This window comes from Falsiroseomonas sp. CW058, assembly GCF_050563535.1.
In the GTDB taxonomy this organism is placed as follows: Bacteria; Pseudomonadota; Alphaproteobacteria; order Acetobacterales; family Acetobacteraceae; genus Falsiroseomonas.
This window is the reverse complement of record NZ_JBNXUO010000032.1, coordinates 38,483-59,325: the sequence shown is the minus strand read 5'-3', so window position 1 is coordinate 59,325 and position 20,843 is coordinate 38,483. Positions and strand designations below refer to the sequence as shown.

Below are 20,843 nucleotides of genomic sequence, written 5' to 3'. Positions count from 1 at the left end.
CGCCGCTGCGCGCCACCGCCCTCGCCGATCCCGCCCTGCCGGTGGGCGGGGCGCTGGAACTCGCCATCCCGGATGGCGAGGGCGGGGTGTTCCTGCGCGGCTGGCTGCGCGATCCGCTCGGCCTTGTCGCGGCGATGGCGCTGCGCGCGCCGGGCGGCGCGCTGCCGCTGCCGGCGGCTGCGCTGCACCGCCTGCCCCGCCCCGACCTGGCGGAGGCGCTGCGCCGCGCGCCGCAGGGGGATGGCGGGGCGCGGCCCGGCTTCGTCGCGCATCTGCCGGCGGCGGGCCTGCCGCCCGGCACGGCGCAGCTCGCGCTCGAACTCCGGCTCCGCTCGGGGGAATGCCTCTCCCTCGTCGCGCCGCCCGGGCTGCTGGCGCCGGCGCGCGCGCGTGATCTGGTGCTGGCCTCGGTCGATCCGGCCGTGGCGGAGGATGCGCTGCTCGACCGCTGCATCGCGCCGGCCGTCGCGGCGCTGCAACGCGCGGCGATGGCGCCGGGCGCGGCGGCGGAGCGGATCGGCTTCGGCACCCCGGCGGACCGGCCCGGTGTGCGACTGATCATCCCGCTCTACCGCAACCTGTCCTTCCTGCGCGCGCAGGTCGCCGCCTTCGCGCGCGACCCCGCCTTCCGCGGCGCGGCGGCGCCGGAGATCCTCTACATCCTCGACAGCCCGGACCAGCGGGAGGAGGCGGTGGCGCTGCTGCGCGGGCTCGCCCTGCTGCACGCCCTGCCGCTGTCGCTGCTGGTCGGGGACCGCAACCGCGGCTACGCCGCCGCCTGCAACGCGGGCGCCGCGGGCGCGGAGGCGCCGCTGCTGCTGTTCCTCAATTCCGACGTGGTGGCGGAAGCACCGGGATGGCTCGCGCCGCTGCGCCGCGCGCTGGCGCGGGATGCGCGGCTGGCGGCGGTCGGGCCGAAGCTGCTCTATCCCGACGGCGCCATCCAGCATGCCGGGATGTTCTTCGCCCCCGTCCCGACCGGCGGCTGGGGCTGCAACCACTTCTCCAAGGGCTGGCCGCGCCGCCACCCGCCGGCCTGCCGCGCCCGGCGCGTGCCGGCGCTGACCGGCGCCGCCCTGCTGGTCCGCCGCGCCGCCTTCGAAGCCGCGGGCGGCTTCTGCACCGACTACGTGCTGGGCGACTTCGAGGACAGCGACCTCTGCCTGAAGCTGCGCGCCGCGGGGCATGAACTGGGCTACGTCCCGGCCGCCGAGCTGGTGCACCTGGAACGCCAGTCCATCGCCGCGCATCCCGGCCATGCGGGCACGCTGGCCGCGGCGCACAACCGGCGCCTGCACGATGCGCGCTGGGGCGAGGCGATCGGGGCGCTGATGCGCGGCTTCCCGGCGGGGCGGGGCTGACGATGCGCGCGCTGTTCCTGCTGCCCGGCCATCCCGCCCTGCAGGCCGGCGGCACCGAGATGCTGGGCCGCGGCCTGTTCCGCGCCCTGCGCGACCGCCACGGCGTCGACGGCCTGCTGCTGGCCGCCGCCGAGCCGGGCGCGCGGCCGCCGCTGCCGGGGGTGCTGCTGCAGCCGGTGGGCGGGGCCGCGCCGGATGACGAGATGCTGGTCACCCTCGGCGGCGGCGACCGCTTCCACCTGGCGCAGCCGGACGCGGTCGGGCTGGTCGCGACGCTCGGCCCCGTGATGGCGCGGCTGCGGCCGGAGGTGATCCACCTGCACCACATGCTGCACTGGGGGGTGGAGACGATCGACCTGCTGCGCCGGCTCGCGCCCCGCGCCGCGCTGGTGGTGACGCTGCACGACTACTTCGCGATCTGCCCGGCGGAGGGGCGGCTGCTGGACGCTGAGGGAAGGCCCTGCGCCGGGCCGGGCCCGGATGCCTGCCGCCGCTGCCTGCCCGGCCGCGGCGCCGCCGACCTCGCGCTGCGGCGGCTGCATCTCGGCGGCGCGCTGGCCCGCGCCGATGCGCTGGTGGCGCCGAGCGAGTTCCTGCGCGACCGCCTGGTGGAAGCGGGCCTGGATGCCGCCCGCATCGCCGTTATCCGCAACGGCGTCCCCGCCGGCCCCGCCGCACCGCATCGCGCGGCCCCGGACGGCCGGCGCGACCGCTTCGCGCTGTTCGGGCAGCTCACCGCCGCGAAGGGGGTGGAGGTCGCGCTCGGCGCCTCGGCGCTTCTCTCGGCGGAGGGGGTGGCGCATGGACTGGCGCTGCACGGGCCGCTGGCGCGGCATTCGGCCGGCTTCATGGCGTCCTTCGAGGCCGGCCTGGCCGCCGCGCCCGCCGCGCGCCACCACGGCGCCTACGCACCGGAGGAGCTGCCCGCCCTGATCGCCGCGGCCGACTGGGTGATGGTACCCTCGGTCTGGTTCGAGAATGCGCCGCTGGTGATCCTGGAGGCCTTCCGCCACCGCCGCCCGGTGATCTGCACCGGCATCGGCGGGATGGCGGAGATGGTGGCGCCGGGCCAGGGCGGGCTGCACGCGCCGCGTGGCGATGCGGCGGGCTGGGCCGCGCTGATGGCACACGCGATCCGCGAAAAAGGCCTTTGGCAAACCCTCGTAGATCGTATACCAAATTGTCGTGATCTGTCGGTGGTCGCAGACGAGCACATGACCCTCTACCGGGCGTTGCTTGCCGCGCGGGCGCCGCGCCGCCGGGCCCTCGTGGCCTAGGCTGAGGAGGTTCCCCGTGTCCGATGCCGCCACCCTCGTCCCGCCCCCCAAGGCCGGGGCGGCCGATGCGCCACCGGGCCTCGTCGGCGCGGTCGACAATGTCGGCGCCGAGAAGATCTATGGCTGGGCCTGGCATCCCGGCCGCCCGGCCGAACGGCTGCGGATCGAGGCGCGGCTGGGGGCCGAGGTCGCGGTCGCCGCGCGCGCCGATTTCGCGCGTCCCGACCTGCCCGGCGCCGGCGTCGGCGACGGCAACCATGCCTTCGAACTGAAGCTGACCCCCGCCTGCATCGCCCGCAAGGCGGAACTCGCCATCGTCGCCATCGCCGGCGACGGCAGCGAACTCAAGCTGCCCTTCCGGGTGAAGCGCACCCCCGCGATCGCCGCGGCCGAATCCCGGCGCGAGGTGGAGCAGCTTGCCGCCGCCCAGCGCGAGATGCGCGAGGAGATGCGCGCCGCCATCGCCGGCCTCGCCCGCGCGCCGCGTGGCGGGGAAGCGGGCATGGCCGCCGCGATGCAGGTGGCGACCACCCAGGCGAAGCTCGAGGAGAGGCTCGGCACGCTCGACCTCTGGCTGACGCGGCTCGATGCGCGCCTCGCCGCGCTGGCCGAGGCGCAGGCCGCCGCGGCGCCGCGCCGACGGGTGGATCCCTGGCAGGTCGTGCTGGGCGCCGTGCTGGCGCTGGTGGGCGGCGCCGGGCTCGGCGCGGCGCTGCTGCTGCTCGGGCCGGGCTGGCTCGGCTGATGTCGGCCGCGCCGCGGCCCTCGCCGCTCGACGCCGCGCGGGCGGAACTGGGGGCGGCGCTGCGCCTCGCCCTGCCGCTCGGACTCCTCGTGACCCTCGGCGGCTACCTGCTGCTGCTGCTGAAGATGCAGGTCTTCACCCTGGTGCTGCCCACCGGCAGCATCGGCACGCTGGCCGGCATCGCCTGCGGCTACGCGATCGGCGCGGCGATGCTCGCCGCGCTCGACCACGGGCGGGAGATGGTGCTGCTCGCGCTCGGCAACCGCCTGGCGCGGCGGCTTGCGCCGCCAGCGCTGCGCGCGGCCGCGACCTCCCGCAGGGCGGGGGCCGACCCCGCCACCCGCGCCAGCCAGGCCCTGGCCGATGTGGCGGAACTGCGCCGCGCGCTGACCGGGGCGCTGGCGGAAGGCGCGCTGGACGCGCTGATGGTGCCGGTGCTGCTGCTGGCGCTGATGACGCTGGATGCGCGGCTGGCCGCCTTCGGGCTGGCCTGCGGCGTCGCCGCGGCGCTGATCGGGCAGGTCGGCCACCGCCGCACCCGCGGCGCGCTGGAGGAGGCGAACCGCGCGGCGGCCGAGACCTCCGGCATGGTGGCCGACGCCATGCGCTGCGCCGAGCCGGTGGCGGCGATGGGCCTGCTGCCGGCGCTGCAGCGGCGCTGGCTGGCGCGCATGGGCGCGGGCGCGGCGCGCCTGCGCGCGGCGCAGTCGGCGGCGCGCGGCGCGGCGACGCTGGCGGTGATGACGCAGACCCTGGCCGGCGGCGGCGCGCTGCTGGTGGGCGCGGCGCTGTCCCTGGCGGGGTCGGAACTCGGCATGGGGATGCTGCTGGCGATGCTGGTCATGCCGCGCATCGCCGGGCCCTTCGCGCGGCTGGCCGGGGCGCTGGACGACCTGGCGGCGGCGCGCGCGGCCTGGGCGCGGCTGGCCGCCCTGCTGGGGGAGGCCCGGCCGGACGCGGCGCAGCGCGCCTTCCCCTGCCCCGAGGGGCGGCTGGTGCTGGACCGCATGACGGTGCTGGTCCCGAAGGAGCCGCGGCCGCTTCTGCGCGAGGCGTCGCTGGTGGTGGCGCCGGGCGACGTGGTGGCCATCGCCGGCGCGGTCGGGTCGGGCAAGTCCACCCTGCTGCGGATGATCGCCGGCGCCGCACGCCCCGCGGCGGGCGCCGCCTATCTCGATGGCCACGCCACCTGGCAGTGGGACCGGGAGGATCTGGGCCGCCATCTCGGCATGCTCCCGCAGGAGCCGGTGCTGACCGAGGGCACGGTGGCCGAGGCGATCGCGCGGCTCGGCCGGCCCGACATGCGCGCGGTGATCCGCGCCGCGCGGCTGGCGGGGGCGGAACGCGTGGTGGCGGGCCTGCCCTTCGGCTACGCCACGCGGATCGGGCCGGACACGCCGCTCTCGCTCGGCCAGCGGCAGCGCATCGCGCTGGCCCGCGCGATCCATGGCGACCCGAAGCTGCTGCTGCTGGACGAGCCGACCGCCTGGCTCGACGCCGAGGGCGAGGCGACGGTGCTGGCGCTGCTGGCCGCGCTGAAGGCGCGCGGGGCGACGGTGGTCCTCACCTCCCACCGCCCGGCGCTGCTGCGGGCTGCGGACCGGGTGCTGGTGCTGCGCGGCGGTACGTTGCAACCCGCCGGGCGGCCGCAGGCGCTGCTGGCCGCGCCGGGCCGCGCGGCAGCGCCCGCGGCCAGGCCCGCCCCGGCGAGGGCCGCGGCATGACCGCGCGCGCGCTCCGCACGGGGGGCATCGCGGCGCTCGCCGTCGCGCTGTCAGTCGGCGTGCAGCTTGTGCTGCTGGCCGCGCCGCTGCTGACCATGCATGTCTATGACGGCGTCATGGCGTCGCGCAGCGTGGACACCCTGATCGTGCTGGCGGGCGCCTACCTGGTGGCCATCGCGCTGGGCGGGCTGCTGCGCGGCCTGCGCGCGGCGCTGCTCTCCGCCGTGGCGGAACGCCTGGCGCGGCGGCTGCAGTTCCAGACCATCGGCGCGGCGCTGCGGCGCGCGCTGCGCGGCGACCGCGCGGCGGGGCTGCTGGCGCTGTCGGACGCGGCGGAGGTGCGGCGGATGCTCGGCGGCACCACGCTGTCCGACGCGCTCGACCTCGTCGCGCTGCCCGCGGCTCTCGTCGTGCTGTTCATGCTGCATCCGCTGTATGGCTGGACGGCGCTGGCGGGCTGCGCCCTGCTCGCTGCGCTCGGCGCCATCGCGGACCGCACGACGCGCGGCGCGGTGCGCCAGGCGGGGGCGCTGCAGTCGCGCTGCGTCGCCGACCTCACCGGCCGGCTGCGCCAGTCGGAGCTGCTGGACTGCCTCGGCATGCTGCCCGCCGTGCTGCGGCGCTGGCAGCCGCGCTACCTGGAGATGCTGGAGGCGCAGGACGCGGCCGCGCGGCGGGCGCGGGCGCTGTCGGGCCTGGCGGGCTTCGCGCAGCAGATGCTGCTGCTGGCCATGGCCGTCGTCGGCGGCCTGCTGGTGACGCGCGACCTCGCCTCCCCGGGCAGCATCCTGGCCGCGTCGCTGCTGGCGGGCATGGCGGCGGCGCCGGGGGCGAAGCTGGTCGGCGCCTGGCGCGACTGGGCCTTCGGGATGGCCGCCCTCGGCCGCCTGCGGCGGACCATCGCCGGCACAAGCCCGGCCCCGCCCGCGCCGCGCGACCCGGCGGCGGCGCCGGGGCTGGCCTTCGCGGGCCTCGGCCTCGCCGTGCCGGGCACCGGGCAGGTGCTGCTGCGCGGGCTCGACCTGCATGTCGCGCCGGGGACGCTGCTGCTGGTGGAAGGCGGCAACGGCACGGGCAAGACCAGCCTGCTGCGCGCCCTGCTCGGCCTGGTGCCGCCGGCCGAAGGCCGCGTGCTGCTCGACGGGCACGACACCGCGCGCACGCCGCGCGCCGCGCTCGGCCCGCGCATCGGCTACGCGCCGCAGGGGGCGATGCTGCTGGAGGGCAGCGTGCTGGAGAATGTCGCCCGGCTCGGCGATGCGCCGGCGGCGGAGGCCATCGCGGCCGCCCGTGCGGCCGGCACGCATGAGGTGATCGGCCGCCTGCCGGAAGGCTACGCGCATGGCGCGGGCCCTTCGGCGGGGCTGTCGGGCGGGCAGCGGCAGGCGGTGGCGATGGCGCGCGCGATGTTCGGCGCGCCGTCGCTGCTGGTGCTGGACGAGCCGGAGGCCGGGCTCGACGCCACCGGCCTCGGCGCGCTGCTGCGCGCGGTGGCGGCGGCGAAGGCGCGCGGCGCGGTGGTGGTGCTGGTGTCGCACCAGCCGGGGTCCTGGGCGGCGCTGGCCGACCTGCGGCTGCGCCTGGGCGGGCGCGACGGCGGCTACGAACTGGTGACGCGCGGGATGGAGATGGCCGCATGAGCGGGACGGTGATGACGGCCGACGACGCGGTGCCCGAGGCGGAGCTGGAGGCGGCGATGCCCGCCCCGTCGCTGCGGCGGGTGGCGCTGGCTTCCGTGTTCAGCCTCGTGGTCGGACTCGGCGGGCTGCTGGGCTGGGCGGCGGCGACGCCGATCGAGCGCGCGGTGGTGGCGAATGGCACGGTGGTGGCCGAAGGCCGGCGCAAGACCATCCAGCTGCTGGAGCCCGGGCTGCTGCGCGAGCTGCTGGTGCGGGAAGGCGAGGTGGTGGCCGCCGGCCAGCCGCTGCTGCGGCTCGACGTGACGCAGGCCGATGCGCTGGCCAACCAGGCGCGGGTGCAGCGCTGGTCGGCCGCCGCGCGGCTGGCCCGGCTGCGCGCCGAACAGCGCGACGAACGCGTGCTGGCGATGCCGGACGGCGTGCTGGCCGCCGCCGCGGCGGACCCGGTGACGGCCGCCATGGTGCAGGACGAGGAAAGGCTGTTCGCCGCGCGCTGGCAGGCGCTGGAAGGCCAGCTTGCCGTGCAGGACGCGAAGCTGGCCCAGATGCAGGAACAGCTGGCCGCGGCGCAGGCCCAGCGCGCCGCCTTCGCCACCCGCCTGCGCGCCACGCGGGAGGAGCTGGCCGGCGTGAACCAGCTGCTGGCGCGCGGCTTCGCCACCCGCACCCGCCAGCTCGAATTGCAGCGTGCCGAGGCGGAGTTCCTCGGCAGCCTCGGCCAGTTCGCCGCGCAGGAGGCGCAGACCCGCCAGGCCATGGCGCAGGCGGAGCTGGAGAAGGGCACGCTGATGCTCAACCGCCGCTCCGAGGTCTCGCGCGATCTCCAGGACGCGCAGTCCCAGCTGGCCGACGCCACCGAACGCCTGCGCAGCGCCGAGGACCTGCTGGCCCGGCGCGAGGTGCCGGCGCCGGAGGACGGCGTGGTGACCGACATCCGCTTCGTCACCCCCGGCAGCTCGATCGGCGCGGGCCAGCCGGTGATGGACCTGGTGCCGCGTGACGACCGGCTGGTGGTGGAGACGCAGGTGGCCCTGACCGACATCGAGCAGGTGCGCGTCGGCAGCCCCGTCAACATCCGCCTCACCGCCTACCGCCAGCGGGAGACGCCGCTGGTGCATGGCCGCATCAGCTACGTCTCGGCCGACCGCCAGCAGGACCAGCGGGGGACGAGCTTCTTCGTGGTGCGGGCGGAATTCGACCCCGCCTCCCTTGCCGCCGCCCGCGGCGTGCAGCTGGCGGCGGGCATGCCGGCCGAGGCCTTCATCCTCGGCGAGCGGCGCAGCGCGCTCGACTACCTCGTGCGGCCGGTGGAGGACAGCCTGCGGCGGTCCCTGCGGGACTGATCGCGGGTCATCACGCGACGTAACGAGCATATCGTAGACAATTTCTGACTATCACGCGGACGTGAGGTCCGGCATGGTGCGCCGCACAACCTTTGCGTGTGGCGCGATCCAGATGCTCGCCGAACTCGACCTTCCCTCCCCCGAGACCCTCCGCCGGAGCGGCAACATGACCGCCCGGCCGCTCGGCATCCCCGGCCCGCTGCTGGTCGAGGTGCGGCGCTTCGCGGATGAACGCGGCGTCTTCGCCGAGACCTATTCCCGCCGGGACTTCGAAGCGATCGGCATCGCCGACGACTTCGTGCAGGACAACGCCTCGCTCTCCCGCCAGCCCGGCACGGTGCGCGGCCTGCACTTCCAGGCGCCGCCGCATGCGCAGGCGAAGCTGGTGCGGGTGACGCGCGGCGCCATCCTGGACGTGGCGGTGGACCTGCGCCGCGGCTCGCCGCATTTCGGGCGGCATGTCGCGGTGGCGCTGGTCGCCGGCGACGGCCGCGCGCTCTATGTTCCGGCGGGCTTCGCGCACGGCTTCTGCACGCTCGAGCGCGACACCGAGGTGGCCTACAAGGCGAGCGACTTCTATGCGCCCGACGCCGATGGCGGGGTGCTGTGGAACGACCCCGAACTCGGGATCGACTGGCCCGTCGCCGCGCATGAGGCGGTGCTGTCCGACAAGGACCGCCGCCTGCCGGAGCTGCACGCCCTGCCAGTGGCCTTCCCGCGGGAGGGCGGCCGATGAGCGCCGGGCGCAGCGTCCTCGTCGTCGGCCGCAGCGGGCAGCTGGCCGAGGCCCTCCTCCCCGCGCTGCGCGCCGCCGGGTTCGAGGCGGTGGCGATGGGCCGCCCCGACCTCGACCTGCGCGACGGCGACAGCGTGCAGGCCGCGGTGCGGCGGACGCGCCCGGCGCTGGTGGTGAACGCCGCCGCCTGGACCGCGGTGGACCGGGCCGAGGACGAGCCCTGGCCGGCCGAGGCGCTGAACGCCGGCGGCCCCGCCATCCTGGCCGATGCGTCGCGCGCCTGGGGCGCGGCGATGGTGCAGGTCTCGACCGACTACGTCTTCGACGGCCGCAAGGGCGCGCCCTACACCGAACGCGACAATCCCGCCCCGCGCAGCATCTACGGCGCGTCGAAGCTGGCGGGCGAATACGCGGTGCGGCAGGCCAACCCGCGTTCGGTCGTGCTGCGGACCTCCTGGCTGTGCTCGGCGACCGGGCACAACTTCCTGCGCACCGTGCTGCGCCTGGCCTCCGAGCGGGAGGAGCTGCGCGTGGTGGCCGACCAACTCGGCGCGCCCACCTTCGCCGACGACCTGGCGGTGGCGATCGCCACCATGGCGCCGTCGCTGATCGCGGCCGAGGCAGGCTCCACCCGCTTCGGCGTCTTTCACCTGGCCGGCGCGCCGCACACCAGCTGGCACGGCTTCGCCGAGGCGATCCTGCGGGGCGCCGCCGCGCGCGGCCACCGCGCGCCGAAGCTGACGGCGATCACCACCGCCGAATACCCGACCCCCGCCACGCGCCCGGCGGATTCGCGGCTGGACTGCACGCGCATCGCCGACGTCCACGGCATCGCCGCGCCGGACTGGCGGGTGGCGCTGGACCGCGCGCTCGACACGCTGGTCGGACCCACCCTCGCGCCGCAGCCGGCGCGTCAGAGCAAGGAAGGCATCTCGGCATGAAGGGCATCGTCCTCGCAGGCGGCAGCGGCACGCGGCTGCACCCGGCGACGCTCGCCGTCTCGAAGCAGCTGCTGCCGGTCTACGACAAGCCGATGGTCTACTACCCGCTGTCGGTGCTGATGCTGGCCGGCATCCGCGACATGATGCTGATCTCCACCCCCCACGACCTGCCGCTGTTCCGCCGCCTGCTGGGCGACGGCTCCGCCTGGGGGCTGCGCATCGAATACTGCGTGCAGGAACGCCCCGACGGCATCGCCCGCGCCCTGGTACTGGCGGAGGAGTTCCTGGCCGGCGGGCCCTCGGCCCTCGTGCTCGGCGACAACATCTTCCACGGGCACGACCTGGCGGCGCGCCTGGCCGAGGCCCGCGCCTCGGCGGGCCATGGCGCGGGCGTCTTCGCCTATCGCGTCGCCGATCCCGAACGCTACGGCGTGGTGGAGTTCGACGGCGACGGCCGCGCGCTGAGCCTCGAGGAGAAGCCTGCGCGGCCGCGCTCCGACTGGGCGGTCACCGGGCTTTACCTCTATGACCACCGCGCCCCGGCCTTCGCGCGCGCGCTGAAGCCCTCGGCCCGCGGCGAGCTGGAGATCACCGACCTCAACCGGGTCTACCTGGAGGAAGGGTCGCTCCGCGTCACGCGGCTCGGCCGCGGCTATGCCTGGCTCGACACCGGCACGCATGACAGCCTGCTGGAGGCGGGCGAGTTCGTCCGCGCGATCGAGAAGCGGACCGGCCAGAAGGTCGCGGCGCCGGAGGAGATCGCCTTCCACCAGGGCTTCATCGACGCCGCGGCCCTGCGCGCGCTGGCCGCGCCGCTCCGCAAGAGCGGCTACGGAACCTACCTCGACGGGCTGCTGCCGCGGCCTCTCGCGGTGGCGGCAGAGTGAGCGCGATGGCAAGCCCCCGCCGCCGCGCCGCCGCGGCATCGAAGCCGCTGCGCGTGCTCGTCATGTCGCACATGCATCCCGCCGTCTCGAAGGGCGGGGCGGAGATCGCGGCCTACCAGATGCACAAGGCCTTCGGGGCCAGGCCGGGCGTGCACTCCACCTTCCTCGCCGCCTCGGGCGGGAAGGTGCAGGAACGGCTCGGCGCGCGCTTCGTGCAGCCCTTCGGTCCCGACGAATGGGTCTATTCCGGCGCCGGTTTCGACCACTGGATCCACGCCAACCCGGACCCGGAATTCCCCACCGAGTTCACCGCCCTGCTGCGCGAGGTCGCGCCCGACGTGGTGCACCTGCACCACTACACGAATTTCGGCGTGGAGACGCTGCTGCACATCCGCCGCGCCCTGCCGGACGCGACGGTGCTGGTCACGCTCCACGAATACCTCGGCATCTGCAACCACTTCGGCCAGATGGTGAAGCGCCCGACGCTGAACCTGTGCGAGCGCGCCTCGCCACGCGACTGCGCGCGCTGCTTCCCCGAGCGGACCGAGCAGGACTTCTTCCTGCGCGACATGTACATCCGCCGCTTCTTCGGCCTGGTGGACCACTTCGTCTCGCCCAGCCGCTTCCTCGCCCAGCGCTACGTCGCATGGGGCATCGACGGGCGGCGGATGTCGGTGATCGAGAACGGCATGCCCGAGCACGGCCTGCCGCCGGCCGAGCCGCCGCGGCCGGACCCGGAGGACGGAGTCGTGCTGGGCTTCTTCGGGCAGATCTCCCGCCTCAAGGGCATCGACGTGCTGCTGGACGCGGCCGAGATGCTCGACCGGCAGGAGGTGACGGGGCTGCGCATCGACATCCATGGCGACTATTCCGGCCAGCCCCCCGCCTTCCGCGAGCTGTTCGAGCAGCGGTTGGCGAAGCTGCCGCCGAATGTCCGCCATTGCGGCCCCTACGAGAACCGCCGCGTCCACCAGCTCATGCGCTCCGTCCAGGGCGTGCTGGTGCCTTCGATCTGGTGGGAGAACTCGCCGCTCGTGATCCAGGAGGCGCTGCTGAACCGCCGCCCCGTCATCACCTCCGACATCGGCGGCATGGCGGAGAAGGTGCGCGACGGGCTGGACGGCTTCCACTTCCAGGCCGGCAGCGCCTTCGCCCTCGCCAACCTCCTGCGCGGCCTAGCGCGGGATCCACGGCGCCTCGCCGCGCTGCAGGACAGCATGGCCACCCCCCCGAGCGTTGGCGACACCGCGAATGCCGCGCTCAAGCTCTACCGCCGCCTGATGGCGGCCCGCACGACGCAGGAGATCGCAGCGTGAGCATCCGTGGTTCCGTGGACAGCCTGACGACCGAAGGCGCCCAGGGCTGGGCCTTCGACGGCCGCGACGGCGAGCAGCTGGCGCTGCAGGCGCTCTACGACGGCCGCATCATCGGCGAGGCGGTGGCCGACCGCCACCGCCACGACCTGGCCGAGGCCGGCTTCGGCGACGGGCATTGCGGCTTCGAGATCCGCTTCTACGAGCCCATCGACGCCGCGCTGCTGCCCTTCGTCTCCATCCGCCCCCGCGGCGGCGACGTGGAGCTGCCGCGCTTCGCTGCGACCGGCTACGCCGACTTCTTCCGCAGCCTGCATGCGCGCCACCCCTCCGCCGGGCGCAGCCGCAGCGTCCTCGGCGGGCTCTGGACCGACCGCACCGATGCGCGCCAGCTGCTGGCCGGCCGCATCGCCGCCGGCACCGCGCCCGCCGACCTCGCCGCCCCGCTCGGCGCGCTGATCGAGGACGGGCACGCCGTGCTGCGCAACGCGCTCGCCCCCGCCGGGCTGGGCGAGGCGGAGCGCGCCCTGCTGGCCGCCGGCGTGCCCGGCGAGCCGATCGGCGCCGACGACGCTTCGGCCGCCGCCCGCGCGGCGCTGGCGGAGCTGCTGTTCCGCGACGTCACGTTGCGCCCGCTGCGCGCCGCGCTCGACGACCAGCCCTGCTGCACCCGCATCGTGCCGCTGCGCGGGCTGGCCGACGCCTTCGGCCAGGCCAGCACGGCGGAGGCCCTGCCCTCCCCGGCGGAATGCCTCGCCCTCGTCGCGGTGGCGGGGGGGGACGCGGTGCTGGACGTGGTGCGCGACAGCCACCGCCTGCCGGAATTCACCTCCGAAGGCCGCAGCCGCTGGATCGCGCCGTCGCCCGCCACTCTCGACATGGCGCTGGCGCAGGGGCTGTCGGTGGACCAGGTGGCGCTGACGCCGGCGGACCTCGTCATCCTCGGCCCCGGCACGCTGCACCGGCTGCGCGTGGTGGCGGGCGCGGTCGGGCTGCGCGCCTGGGTGCTGCCGCGTCGCGTGACGCCTGCGCGCTTCCTGACCGGCCACGCCGCCGCGCTGCCGCTGCGCCACCCCACCGGCGCGATGCTGGCGGCCTGACGCGATGAACGCCGTCACCCAGGGCGCCCGCCCCGCCCCGCCCGCGGCCGATGCGGCCGATGGCTATATCGACTACTACGGCCACGCCTCGGCCGCCGGCGGCTGGCTGTTCGCCGGCTGGTCGCGCGAACGCTGGGCGGAGAAGCTGCGGCCCGGCGCCGTGGTCGCGCAGTTCGAACGCGGCCGCGTCATCGCGGAGACGCTGGTCGCCTGGCACGACCGCCCCGACCTTGGCCGCGCCGGCCTCGGCGTGATGGTGTTCGTCCGCGCCCCCGCCCGCCAGCTGGGCGAGCTGCTGGGCATCGAGGTGGGCGCCGAGCCCGGCGCGCCGCCGCTGCGGCTGCATGCCGTGAAGCCGCTGGTCCACCTGCGGGAGCCCGACCTGCTCGGCCGGTCCCGCCCGATGCTGGCGAAGAGCGTCGGCGCGGACCGCCCGAAGCTGGCCGGCCTGCTCTCCCGCCGGGCCTTCACCGGCGTCGACACGCTCGACACCCTGTCCGCCCCCGTGCAGTTCGAGGTGGACGAGACCATCCTGTCGCCGCCCGACGGGCTGGTGGTGATGGGCTGGTGCGTCGACCCCGCCGATGCGGTCGCCGCCATCCGCATCCGCCGCGGCGGCGCGGCATCGCCGCCCATCGCCGAACGCTGGCTGCGCACGCGCCGCGCCGACGTGTTCGAGGCGCTGGCCGGCAGGCTCGGCCTCGCCGACGACCGGCTCGGCTTCCTCGCCTTCGCGCCGGGCTGCGTGGGAGAGATCGGGCCGCTCTACGCCGAGATCGAGCTGAAGAACGGCGAGGTGGGCTACAAGCGCCTGCCGATGCCGTCGCGCACCGGCACGGCGGCGATCCGCCGCGTGCTCGGCGCGGTGGAGCTGGCGCCGGACCAGATCGAGGCCGCCTATGACCGCGTGCTCGGCCCCGCGCTGGCGCCGATCAACGCGGCGCGGCTGGCCCGGCCGCGGCCGGTGTCGGAAGTGGCCTTCGGCGCGCCGGTCGAGGCGCCGGTCTGCTCCGTCGTCGTGCCGCTCTACGGGCGGATGGACTTCCTGCTGTACCAGCTCGCGCTGTTCAGCGCCGATCCGGGCTTCGCCCGGCACGAGCTGATCTACGTGCTGGACGACCCGCCGCGGCGGCGCGAATTGCTGGACCTCGCCCATTCCGCGCATCGCCGCTTCGGCCTGCCCTTCCGCGTGCTGCTGCTGGAGGAGAACCTCGGCTTCGCGCCGGCCAACAACGTGGCGCTGGACCGCGCGCGGGGCGAGTTCCTCTGCTACCTGAACTCGGACGTCATGCCGGAAGGGCCGGGCTGGCTCGACCGCATGGTGGACGACCTGCGGGAGGATGCGGGGCTCGGCATGGCCGGCGCGCTGCTGATGTTCGAGGACGGCACGGTGCAGCACCAGGGCCTGACCTTCGAACGCCTGCCGCAGCTGGCGAACTGGCCCTTCCCGATGCATCCCGGCAAGGGCCGGCTGCACCGCGCGCCCGCGCAGCCGGTGCAGGATGCGGAGGCGGTGACCGGCGCCTGCATGGTGCTGCGCACCGGCCTCGCCCGCGAGCTAGGCGGCTTCGACGAGGGCTTCGCCATCGGCGACTTCGAGGACAGCGACCTCTGCCTGCGCATCCGCGCGAAGGGGCTGCGGCTCGCGGTGGACCACCGGGCCCGCCTGTTCCACCTCGAACGCCAGTCCCAGGTCACGCCGGACCGCATGTGGCGCTTCAACGTCACCCTGCTCAACGCCTGGACGCATACGCGCCGCTGGTTCGACGGCGCGAAGGAAGGAAGCACGCCATGAAGGTCGCCTACCTCGCCGAGAATTTCGGCCGAGTCGACCGCGCCTGGTCCAAGGGCGGCGACGGGCTGATGCACCATACCGGCCACAACGTGGGCAACATGGCCTTCTGGTACGCCGCGCGGATGCTGATCGACGCCGACTGCCACCTGGTCGGCCGCAGCACGCGCGCGAAGGACGTGCCGGACGACGTGCGCGCCTTCGTCATCCCGGCGGCCAACTTCCTGAACAAGGACGCCGACCTGACGCAGCTGGCCGAGCTGGTGCGCGACCTGGACCGCCCCTGCCTCGTCTTCGGCCTCGGCGCCCAGGCCGAGACGGCGGACAAGCCGCCGGCGCTGCGGCCGGGCACGCTGTCCTTCCTGCAGGAGGTGGCGAAGCGCACGCCTTCCCTCGGCATCCGCGGCGCCTTCACGCAGAAGCTCTGCGGCACCTTCGGGGTGGACAACACCACCGTGCTCGGCTGCCCCTCCGTCCTCATCAACCCCGCGCGCGACCTCGGCCAGCGTCTCCAGCGCCGGATCGACGCGCTGACCGAGGACGGGCCCTTCGCCATCCATGCCGCCTGCATCAAGTCCGTCGTGCAGGGCGTGGAGCGGGAACTGGTGCGGCTCGCGCAGCTCAACCCCGGCTCGGCCTATGTTGTGCAGCGGCCGGTGGAGCTGATCAAGGCCGTCTACGGCGAGGAGCTGAACGAGAAGGAGCGCGCGGAGCTGACGCGCTGTGCCAACTTCCTGGGCTTCGCCGGGCGCCAGGACAAGCTGCTGGCCTTCCTGCGCTCCACCTTGCTGGTGCCGGATTCCATCGACGGCTGGGTGCATGGCCTGCGCCGCTTCAGCGCCGGCGTGAACACCCGCATCCACGGCACGCTGATGTGCACGGCGGCCGAGATCCCGGGCGTGTGCATCTGGCACGACACCCGCACCCAGGAGCTGACGCAGGAGCTGCGGCTGCCGAACCTGTCGGTCCGCGCCTTCAACGAGAACCGCCATTCGGTGCGGGACATGTTCGCCGCATCCGGCTTCGACGCGGCCGCCTTCGACGCGCGGCGGCGGGAACTGGCGCGCATGAACGCCGAGATGATCGCGCAGGCCGGCCTCGCGCCGTCGCACCACCTGCGCGCCTTCCTGGACAGCTGAGCGGGGCAGGACAATGACGAAGCCAATCGCCGTCATCGGCACCTCCGGCCGCGTGCCGGCTTCCTTCGCGCGCGACACCGCCGGCGCCTTCGCCGAGGTCGGGCACAACACCGGCAACCTAGCCTTCCAGCACGCCGTCTGGTCGCTGCTGGACGAGGAGAAGCTGCCCTTCACCTTCGACTTCGACCCGGCGGCGGTGCGCGAACGCGCGCGGCTGGTCTGCGTGCCGGCGGCCAACTTCCTCTACAACGGCTTCGACCTCGGCGGGCTCGCGGACCGGCTGGCGGCCACGGGGCTGCCGCTGATGGTGCTCGGCCTCGGCGCGCAGGCGATGAAGGACGTCTCCGAGGTGAAGCTGCAGCCGGGCACGGAACGCCTGCTGCGGCTGTTCGCGGAACGCTGCGCGCGGATCGCGGTGCGCGGGCGGCACACCGGCGCGGTGCTGGAACGCTACGGCGTGTCCAACTTCGACGTGCTGGGCTGCCCGTCCAACTTCATCAACCCCGACCCGCGGATGGGCGCCGGGATCCTGGCGCGCTGGCAGGGCGGCGGGCGCGACCTGTTCGGCTGGGCGCCCACCTTCTACGGCTACAATGCCGGCTTCGAGGCGGCGATCCACGCCGCCCTCGGCCCGGCGCTGGCCGAGATCGTGGCGCAGGACCCGCTGGGCGCCGTGGCGCTGGCGCGCGGCGACCGCACGCCCGCGGTGGCGGAATGGCTGGACGGCAAGGCGGGCTACCTCTCCGCCCTGCCGGCGGCGGAACGCACGCATGCCGTCTCGCTGCTGCGGGCCTATTTCGACGCCGAGGCCTGGATGGAGAGCTACCGGCGCCTCGACGGCGTCGTCGGGTCGCGCATCCACGGCGTCAACCTCGCCTGGCAGGCGGGGCGCGCGGGGCTGGTGGTCAGCTACGACCTGCGCACCGCCGAACTGGCCGAGACGATGGGCGTGCCGCTGGTGCAGGCGAAGGGCCTCGACGCCGGCGCGATCCTGCGGGTGATGGACGAGGCGGTGGTCCGCTGCGCCGCGGAATACGACGCGAAGCGCGCGGCGCTGGCCACGCGCTTCAAGGCCGCGATCGAGGCGCATGGCGTCGCCGCCGCGCCGCATCTCGGCGCGCTCGCGGCCGGCGCGCAGGCCCCGTCGGCGCCCGCCGCGGCGCCGCGCTGCTGGGGCTTCCTCGAGCTCTACAACCGCAACCGCGTGGCCGGCTGGGTCGCCTCCTCCACCGACACGCCGCCCGAGGTCCGCATCCGGCTGGACGGGCGCGACCTGGGCCCCGCGACGATCGGCGCGGCGCGGGCGGAGATCGGGCCGCATGCCTGGTCCTTCAGCCTCGACGTGCCGAAGGACGCGCTGGCGCGCGCCGTGATGCGGGTGGAGGCGGTGGCGGGGCCGAAGGCCGTCCACCTCGCCAACTCCCCGGTGGTGACGAGCTTCGCCGAGGAGGATTCGCGCAAGGTGCTGCAGGGCCGCGACGGCTTCCTGTTCCTGCAGAACGACACCAACGGCGTGCTGGACCAGGTGCAGGCGAAGCGCCGCCTGACCGAGGCCGAGCTCGCGGCCTGGGAAGCCTTCTTCCGGGACCTCGACGCCGTCGCGCTGGCGCGCGGCGCGCAGGCCTTCTACCTGGTGGCGCCGAACAAGGAATGCGTCTTCGCCGACCGCCTGCCCGACGGCATCCGCATCTCCGAGCAGCGGCCGGTGCGGCAGATCGAGGCGCTGGTCGAGCGCCTCGGCCTGAAGGCGACGCGCCTGGTCTATCCGCTCGACGCGCTGCGGCGCGCCGCGGCGCACCCCGCCTATCCCCGCGGCGACAGCCACTGGAGCGACTACGGCGCGCAGCTCGCGCTGGCCGAGTTCGAGGCGGCGCGCGGCGCGGCGGCGCAGGCCCCGGCCGAGGAGGAGTACCGCACCGAATGGCGGAACGCCGACCTGCTGGCCAAGCTCGGCGGCACCTGCGTGGAGCCGCAGCCCGTCCTGAAGCGCGGCTTCGCGGCGAAGCTGGTGGCGGACAACGGCGTGGTGAACACCGGCCGCCGCCGCGACTGGAAAAGCGGCAGGGCGGCGGAAGGGCGGCTGCTGATGGCGCATGACAGCTTCGGCGACTGGATCATCCCCGCGCTGGCCGAACGCTTCGGCGCGACGACGACGCTGTGGAGCGCGAGCCTGGAGCGCAGCCTGGTGGAGGAGGTGGCGCCGACCGCCATCCTGTTCGAGCGCGCGGAGCGCTTCCTGACGGTGCCCGCGCGGCTGGGCTGAAGGCCGCGGCGGGCTGCCGCCGCAAGCACCCGTACAAGGAAAGGGCGCCCGGCGGGCGCCCTTTCCGCATCCAGGCCGGCGCTGGGATCAGAAGACGATCCAGTGGCTGCCCAGGTCGTCCGCCGTGGTCACGCCCGACAGCAGGAACAGCGCCGTCTCGGCACCGCCGGCCAGCTGCACGCTCACCAGCATCCCCGCCGCCGTGTCGGCGGTGACGTAGCCCTCGGCCTGCCAGCCGGTCAGGTCGATGCGGTCGCCCGCCGCCGCCGAGAAGTCGGCGATCACGTCCGGCTCCTCCGCCACGCCGTCCGACCCGCGGGAGATGAAGACGTCGCGGCCCTCGCCGCCCGTCAGCGTGTCCTGCCCGGCGCCGCCCAGCAGGCGGTCGTTGCCCGCGCCGCCATCCAGCAGGTCGTTGCCGACCGAGCCGAACAGCGCGTCGTTGCCGGTCCCGCCATAGATCGCGTCGTCGCCGCTGCCGCCCGACAGCACGTCGTTGCCCGCGCCGCCCTCCAGGATGTCGTCCTGGCGGTTGCCGTCGATCGTGTCGTTGCCGGCGCCGCCCAGCAGCAGGTCGCCGCCGGAATGGCCCAGCAGGCGGTTCGCGCCGGCATCGCCCGAGATCATGTCGTCATGGACCGAGCCGGTGACGTTCTCGACATTCGCCAGCGTGTCCACCTCGTCCCCGACCACGGCGAAATGCGCCGCCAGGTCCACGAAGACGCCTTCCGGCGCATCGAGGTAGAGCACCCGGTCCAGCCCGTCGCCGCCGTCCAGCAGGTCCGACCCCGCGCCGCCCAGCAGGCGGTCGTTGCCCGGGCCGCCTTCCAGCGTGTCGTCGCCGACGAAGCCGAACAGCGCGTCGTTGCCCTCGTCGCCCTGCACCAGGTCGTCGCCGCTGCCGCCCGAGGCGACGTCGCCTTCCGTGCCGCCGGCCAGCGTGTCGGCCGCGGTGTTGCCCGCCAGCGTGTCGCGCCCGGCCAGGCCGAGCAGGCTGTCGCCGCCGCCGCCGCCGCTGATGCGCTCCGCCCCGGCCTCGCCGGTGAGGATGTCCGGGCCGGCTGTTCCGACCAGTTCTGTCATGCTCATGCGTGTCTGCCCGTCCTGCTGGCGAATGACGCGGGCGGGCGCCTTCCGGCCCCCTCCGCAGCAGGGGGAATGTCCGGCAGCGACGCACGCATCACAAGAACGGGAGCAATTTTCGACAATCCCAGGTTGCAGACCCGGGATGCGCCACCCTCAGTCCCGCGCCGTCAGCCGCAGCAGCGCCGCGGAGGCGAGGCGCGAGGTCGCGTCGTCGCTGCGGCTGGTCAGCGCCACCGGGATGTGCAGGCCGAGCACGATGCCCGCCGTCTCCGCCCCGCCGAGGAGGGCGAGCTGCTTCGCCAGCATGTTCCCGCTCTCGATATCGGGCACCACCAGCACGTCGGCGCGGCCCGCCACGGCGCTGACGATGCCCTTCGACTTCGCCGCCGCCTCGCTCACCGCATTGTCGAAGGCGAGCGGCCCGTCGAGGATGCCGCCGCCGATCTGGCCGCGATCCGCCATCTTGCACAGCGCCGCCGCTTCCAGCGTGGACGCCAGCTTCGGCGTCACCGTCTCCACCGCCGACAGGATGGCGATGCGCGGCAGCTCGATCCCGATGGCGTTGGCCAGCGTGATGGCGTTGCGCACGATGTCCGCCTTCGCCTCCAGGTCGGGCGCGATGTTGATGGCGGCGTCGGTGATGACCAGCAGCCGGGGATAGAGCGGCGCATCCATCACGAAGGCATGGCTGACCCGGCGTTCGGTGCGAAGCCCGGCCGCGCGCGACAGCGCCGCCGACATCAGCTCGTCCGTGTGCAGGCTGCCCTTCATCAGCGCCCGCACGCGCCGTTCCGCGGCCAGGCGCACGGCCGCCTCGGCGCTTGCATGGCTGTGCGGCGTGGACAGGATCTCGACCCCGCCGAGGTCGAGACGCTCCGTCTCTGCCGCCGCGCGGATGCGCGTCTCGGGCCCGACCAGCACCGGCGCGATCAGCCCGTGCCGCGCCGCCAGCATGGCGCCGGCCAGGCTCCGCCCGTCGCAGGGATGCACGACCGCGGTCGGCACCGCAGGCCGTCCGGCGCAGCGCGCCAGCAGCGCGTTCAGCATGCGCCGGGGATGCGTGTCGAAGGGCGTCTCCGTCCCCGGCGGCGCATCGGGCGGGGCGACCTCCGCGAGGCCGTCGAGCACCGGCTCCATCTCCCCCACCCGCAGCACGCGGCAGGCCAGGCGCAGCCGGCCATCGGGAAGGCGTTCGGTGACGGCGGCCGACACCTCCACCATGTCGCCCTCCGCCAGCCGGCCGGGATAGCGGAACTCCTCCCGCAGCAGGCGCGTGCCGGGGCCGGGGAAATGCGTCACCAGCAGGCGCGTCACCAGCGTCGCGGCCGCGCGCACGCCGAGCGCGGGATCATCGGTGCCGAGCAGGGCCGCGACGGCGCCGAGTTCGGCGGAGCCGACGCGGTGGGTCAGGGCGCGGCGCGCGCCGGGTGCGAAGGCGGGGGCATCGGTCATCGGCGGACCCTTCGCCCAACCCGCCGCCGCCGTCCAGCGCCGGG

General features: G+C 75.1%; 16 protein-coding genes. 14 read left to right on the top strand and 2 right to left on the bottom strand.

Annotated elements, in window-relative coordinates; genetic code table 11:
• From ACK8OX_RS20820 to ACK8OX_RS20755, 14 genes are all read left to right on the top strand, one after another.
• The coding region (locus ACK8OX_RS20820) for a glycosyltransferase (protein ID WP_430666165.1) at positions 1-1,361 on the top strand (1,361 nt) is incomplete at its 5' end.
• Between the two features lie 2 nt (positions 1,362-1,363).
• Complete coding sequence (locus ACK8OX_RS20815; protein WP_430666163.1) at positions 1,364-2,638, top strand: glycosyltransferase; 1,275 nt, start codon at positions 1,364-1,366, stop codon at positions 2,636-2,638.
• 16 nt (positions 2,639-2,654) lie between these two features.
• The gene (locus ACK8OX_RS20810; RefSeq protein ID WP_430666162.1) at positions 2,655-3,383 is read left to right on the top strand and encodes a hypothetical protein; all 729 of its coding nucleotides are present in this window, start codon (positions 2,655-2,657) and stop codon (positions 3,381-3,383) included.
• Positions 3,383-5,107: an ATP-binding cassette domain-containing protein gene (locus ACK8OX_RS20805; protein ID WP_430666161.1), complete on the top strand. Its 1,725-nt coding sequence runs from the start codon at positions 3,383-3,385 to the stop codon at positions 5,105-5,107. The genes ACK8OX_RS20810 and ACK8OX_RS20805 overlap by 1 nt, the downstream gene beginning before the upstream one ends.
• Complete coding sequence (locus ACK8OX_RS20800) at positions 5,104-6,747, top strand: ATP-binding cassette domain-containing protein (RefSeq protein WP_430666160.1); 1,644 nt, start codon at positions 5,104-5,106, stop codon at positions 6,745-6,747. Before ACK8OX_RS20805 ends, ACK8OX_RS20800 begins: the two co-directional genes overlap by 4 nt.
• Positions 6,744-8,090, top strand: coding sequence for an HlyD family type I secretion periplasmic adaptor subunit (locus ACK8OX_RS20795; protein WP_430666159.1), 1,347 nt, complete (start codon positions 6,744-6,746; stop codon positions 8,088-8,090). The genes ACK8OX_RS20800 and ACK8OX_RS20795 overlap by 4 nt, the downstream gene beginning before the upstream one ends.
• Before the next feature lie 166 nt (positions 8,091-8,256).
• Positions 8,257-8,826: a dTDP-4-dehydrorhamnose 3,5-epimerase gene (gene rfbC / locus ACK8OX_RS20790; RefSeq protein WP_430666167.1), complete on the top strand. Its 570-nt coding sequence runs from the start codon at positions 8,257-8,259 to the stop codon at positions 8,824-8,826.
• Positions 8,823-9,767, top strand: a complete 945-nt coding sequence (gene rfbD / locus ACK8OX_RS20785; protein ID WP_430666158.1) for a dTDP-4-dehydrorhamnose reductase — start codon at positions 8,823-8,825, stop codon at positions 9,765-9,767. Before rfbC ends, rfbD begins: the two co-directional genes overlap by 4 nt.
• Positions 9,764-10,654, top strand: coding sequence for a glucose-1-phosphate thymidylyltransferase RfbA (rfbA, locus tag ACK8OX_RS20780; RefSeq protein WP_430666157.1), 891 nt, complete (start codon positions 9,764-9,766; stop codon positions 10,652-10,654). Before rfbD ends, rfbA begins: the two co-directional genes overlap by 4 nt.
• 5 nt (positions 10,655-10,659) lie before the next feature.
• The gene (locus ACK8OX_RS20775) at positions 10,660-11,970 is read left to right on the top strand and encodes a glycosyltransferase (protein WP_430666156.1); all 1,311 of its coding nucleotides are present in this window, start codon (positions 10,660-10,662) and stop codon (positions 11,968-11,970) included.
• Positions 11,967-13,067, top strand: a complete 1,101-nt coding sequence (locus ACK8OX_RS20770) for a hypothetical protein (protein ID WP_430666155.1) — start codon at positions 11,967-11,969, stop codon at positions 13,065-13,067. Before ACK8OX_RS20775 ends, ACK8OX_RS20770 begins: the two co-directional genes overlap by 4 nt.
• Before the next feature lie 4 nt (positions 13,068-13,071).
• On the top strand, positions 13,072-14,862 hold the full coding sequence (locus ACK8OX_RS20765; protein ID WP_430666154.1) for a glycosyltransferase: 1,791 nt from the start codon (positions 13,072-13,074) through the stop codon (positions 14,860-14,862).
• A complete protein-coding gene (locus ACK8OX_RS20760) occupies positions 14,859-15,998 on the top strand; it encodes a polysaccharide pyruvyl transferase family protein (protein ID WP_430666153.1) in 1,140 nt (379 codons plus the stop codon). The genes ACK8OX_RS20765 and ACK8OX_RS20760 overlap by 4 nt, the downstream gene beginning before the upstream one ends.
• A 13-nt stretch (positions 15,999-16,011) precedes the next feature.
• Positions 16,012-18,261: an alginate O-acetyltransferase AlgX-related protein gene (locus tag ACK8OX_RS20755; protein ID WP_430666152.1), complete on the top strand. Its 2,250-nt coding sequence runs from the start codon at positions 16,012-16,014 to the stop codon at positions 18,259-18,261.
• An 87-nt stretch (positions 18,262-18,348) separates the two neighbouring features.
• On the opposite strand, the gene ACK8OX_RS20750 is transcribed toward ACK8OX_RS20755, so the two are convergent.
• Positions 18,349-19,350, bottom strand: coding sequence for a calcium-binding protein (locus tag ACK8OX_RS20750; RefSeq protein ID WP_430666151.1), 1,002 nt, complete (start codon positions 19,348-19,350; stop codon positions 18,349-18,351).
• 150 nt (positions 19,351-19,500) lie between these two features.
• Entirely contained in the window at positions 19,501-20,799 is a 1,299-nt protein-coding gene (locus tag ACK8OX_RS20745) for a bifunctional enoyl-CoA hydratase/phosphate acetyltransferase (protein ID WP_430666150.1), read from the bottom strand.
• Between the last annotated feature and the right edge of the window lie 44 nt (positions 20,800-20,843).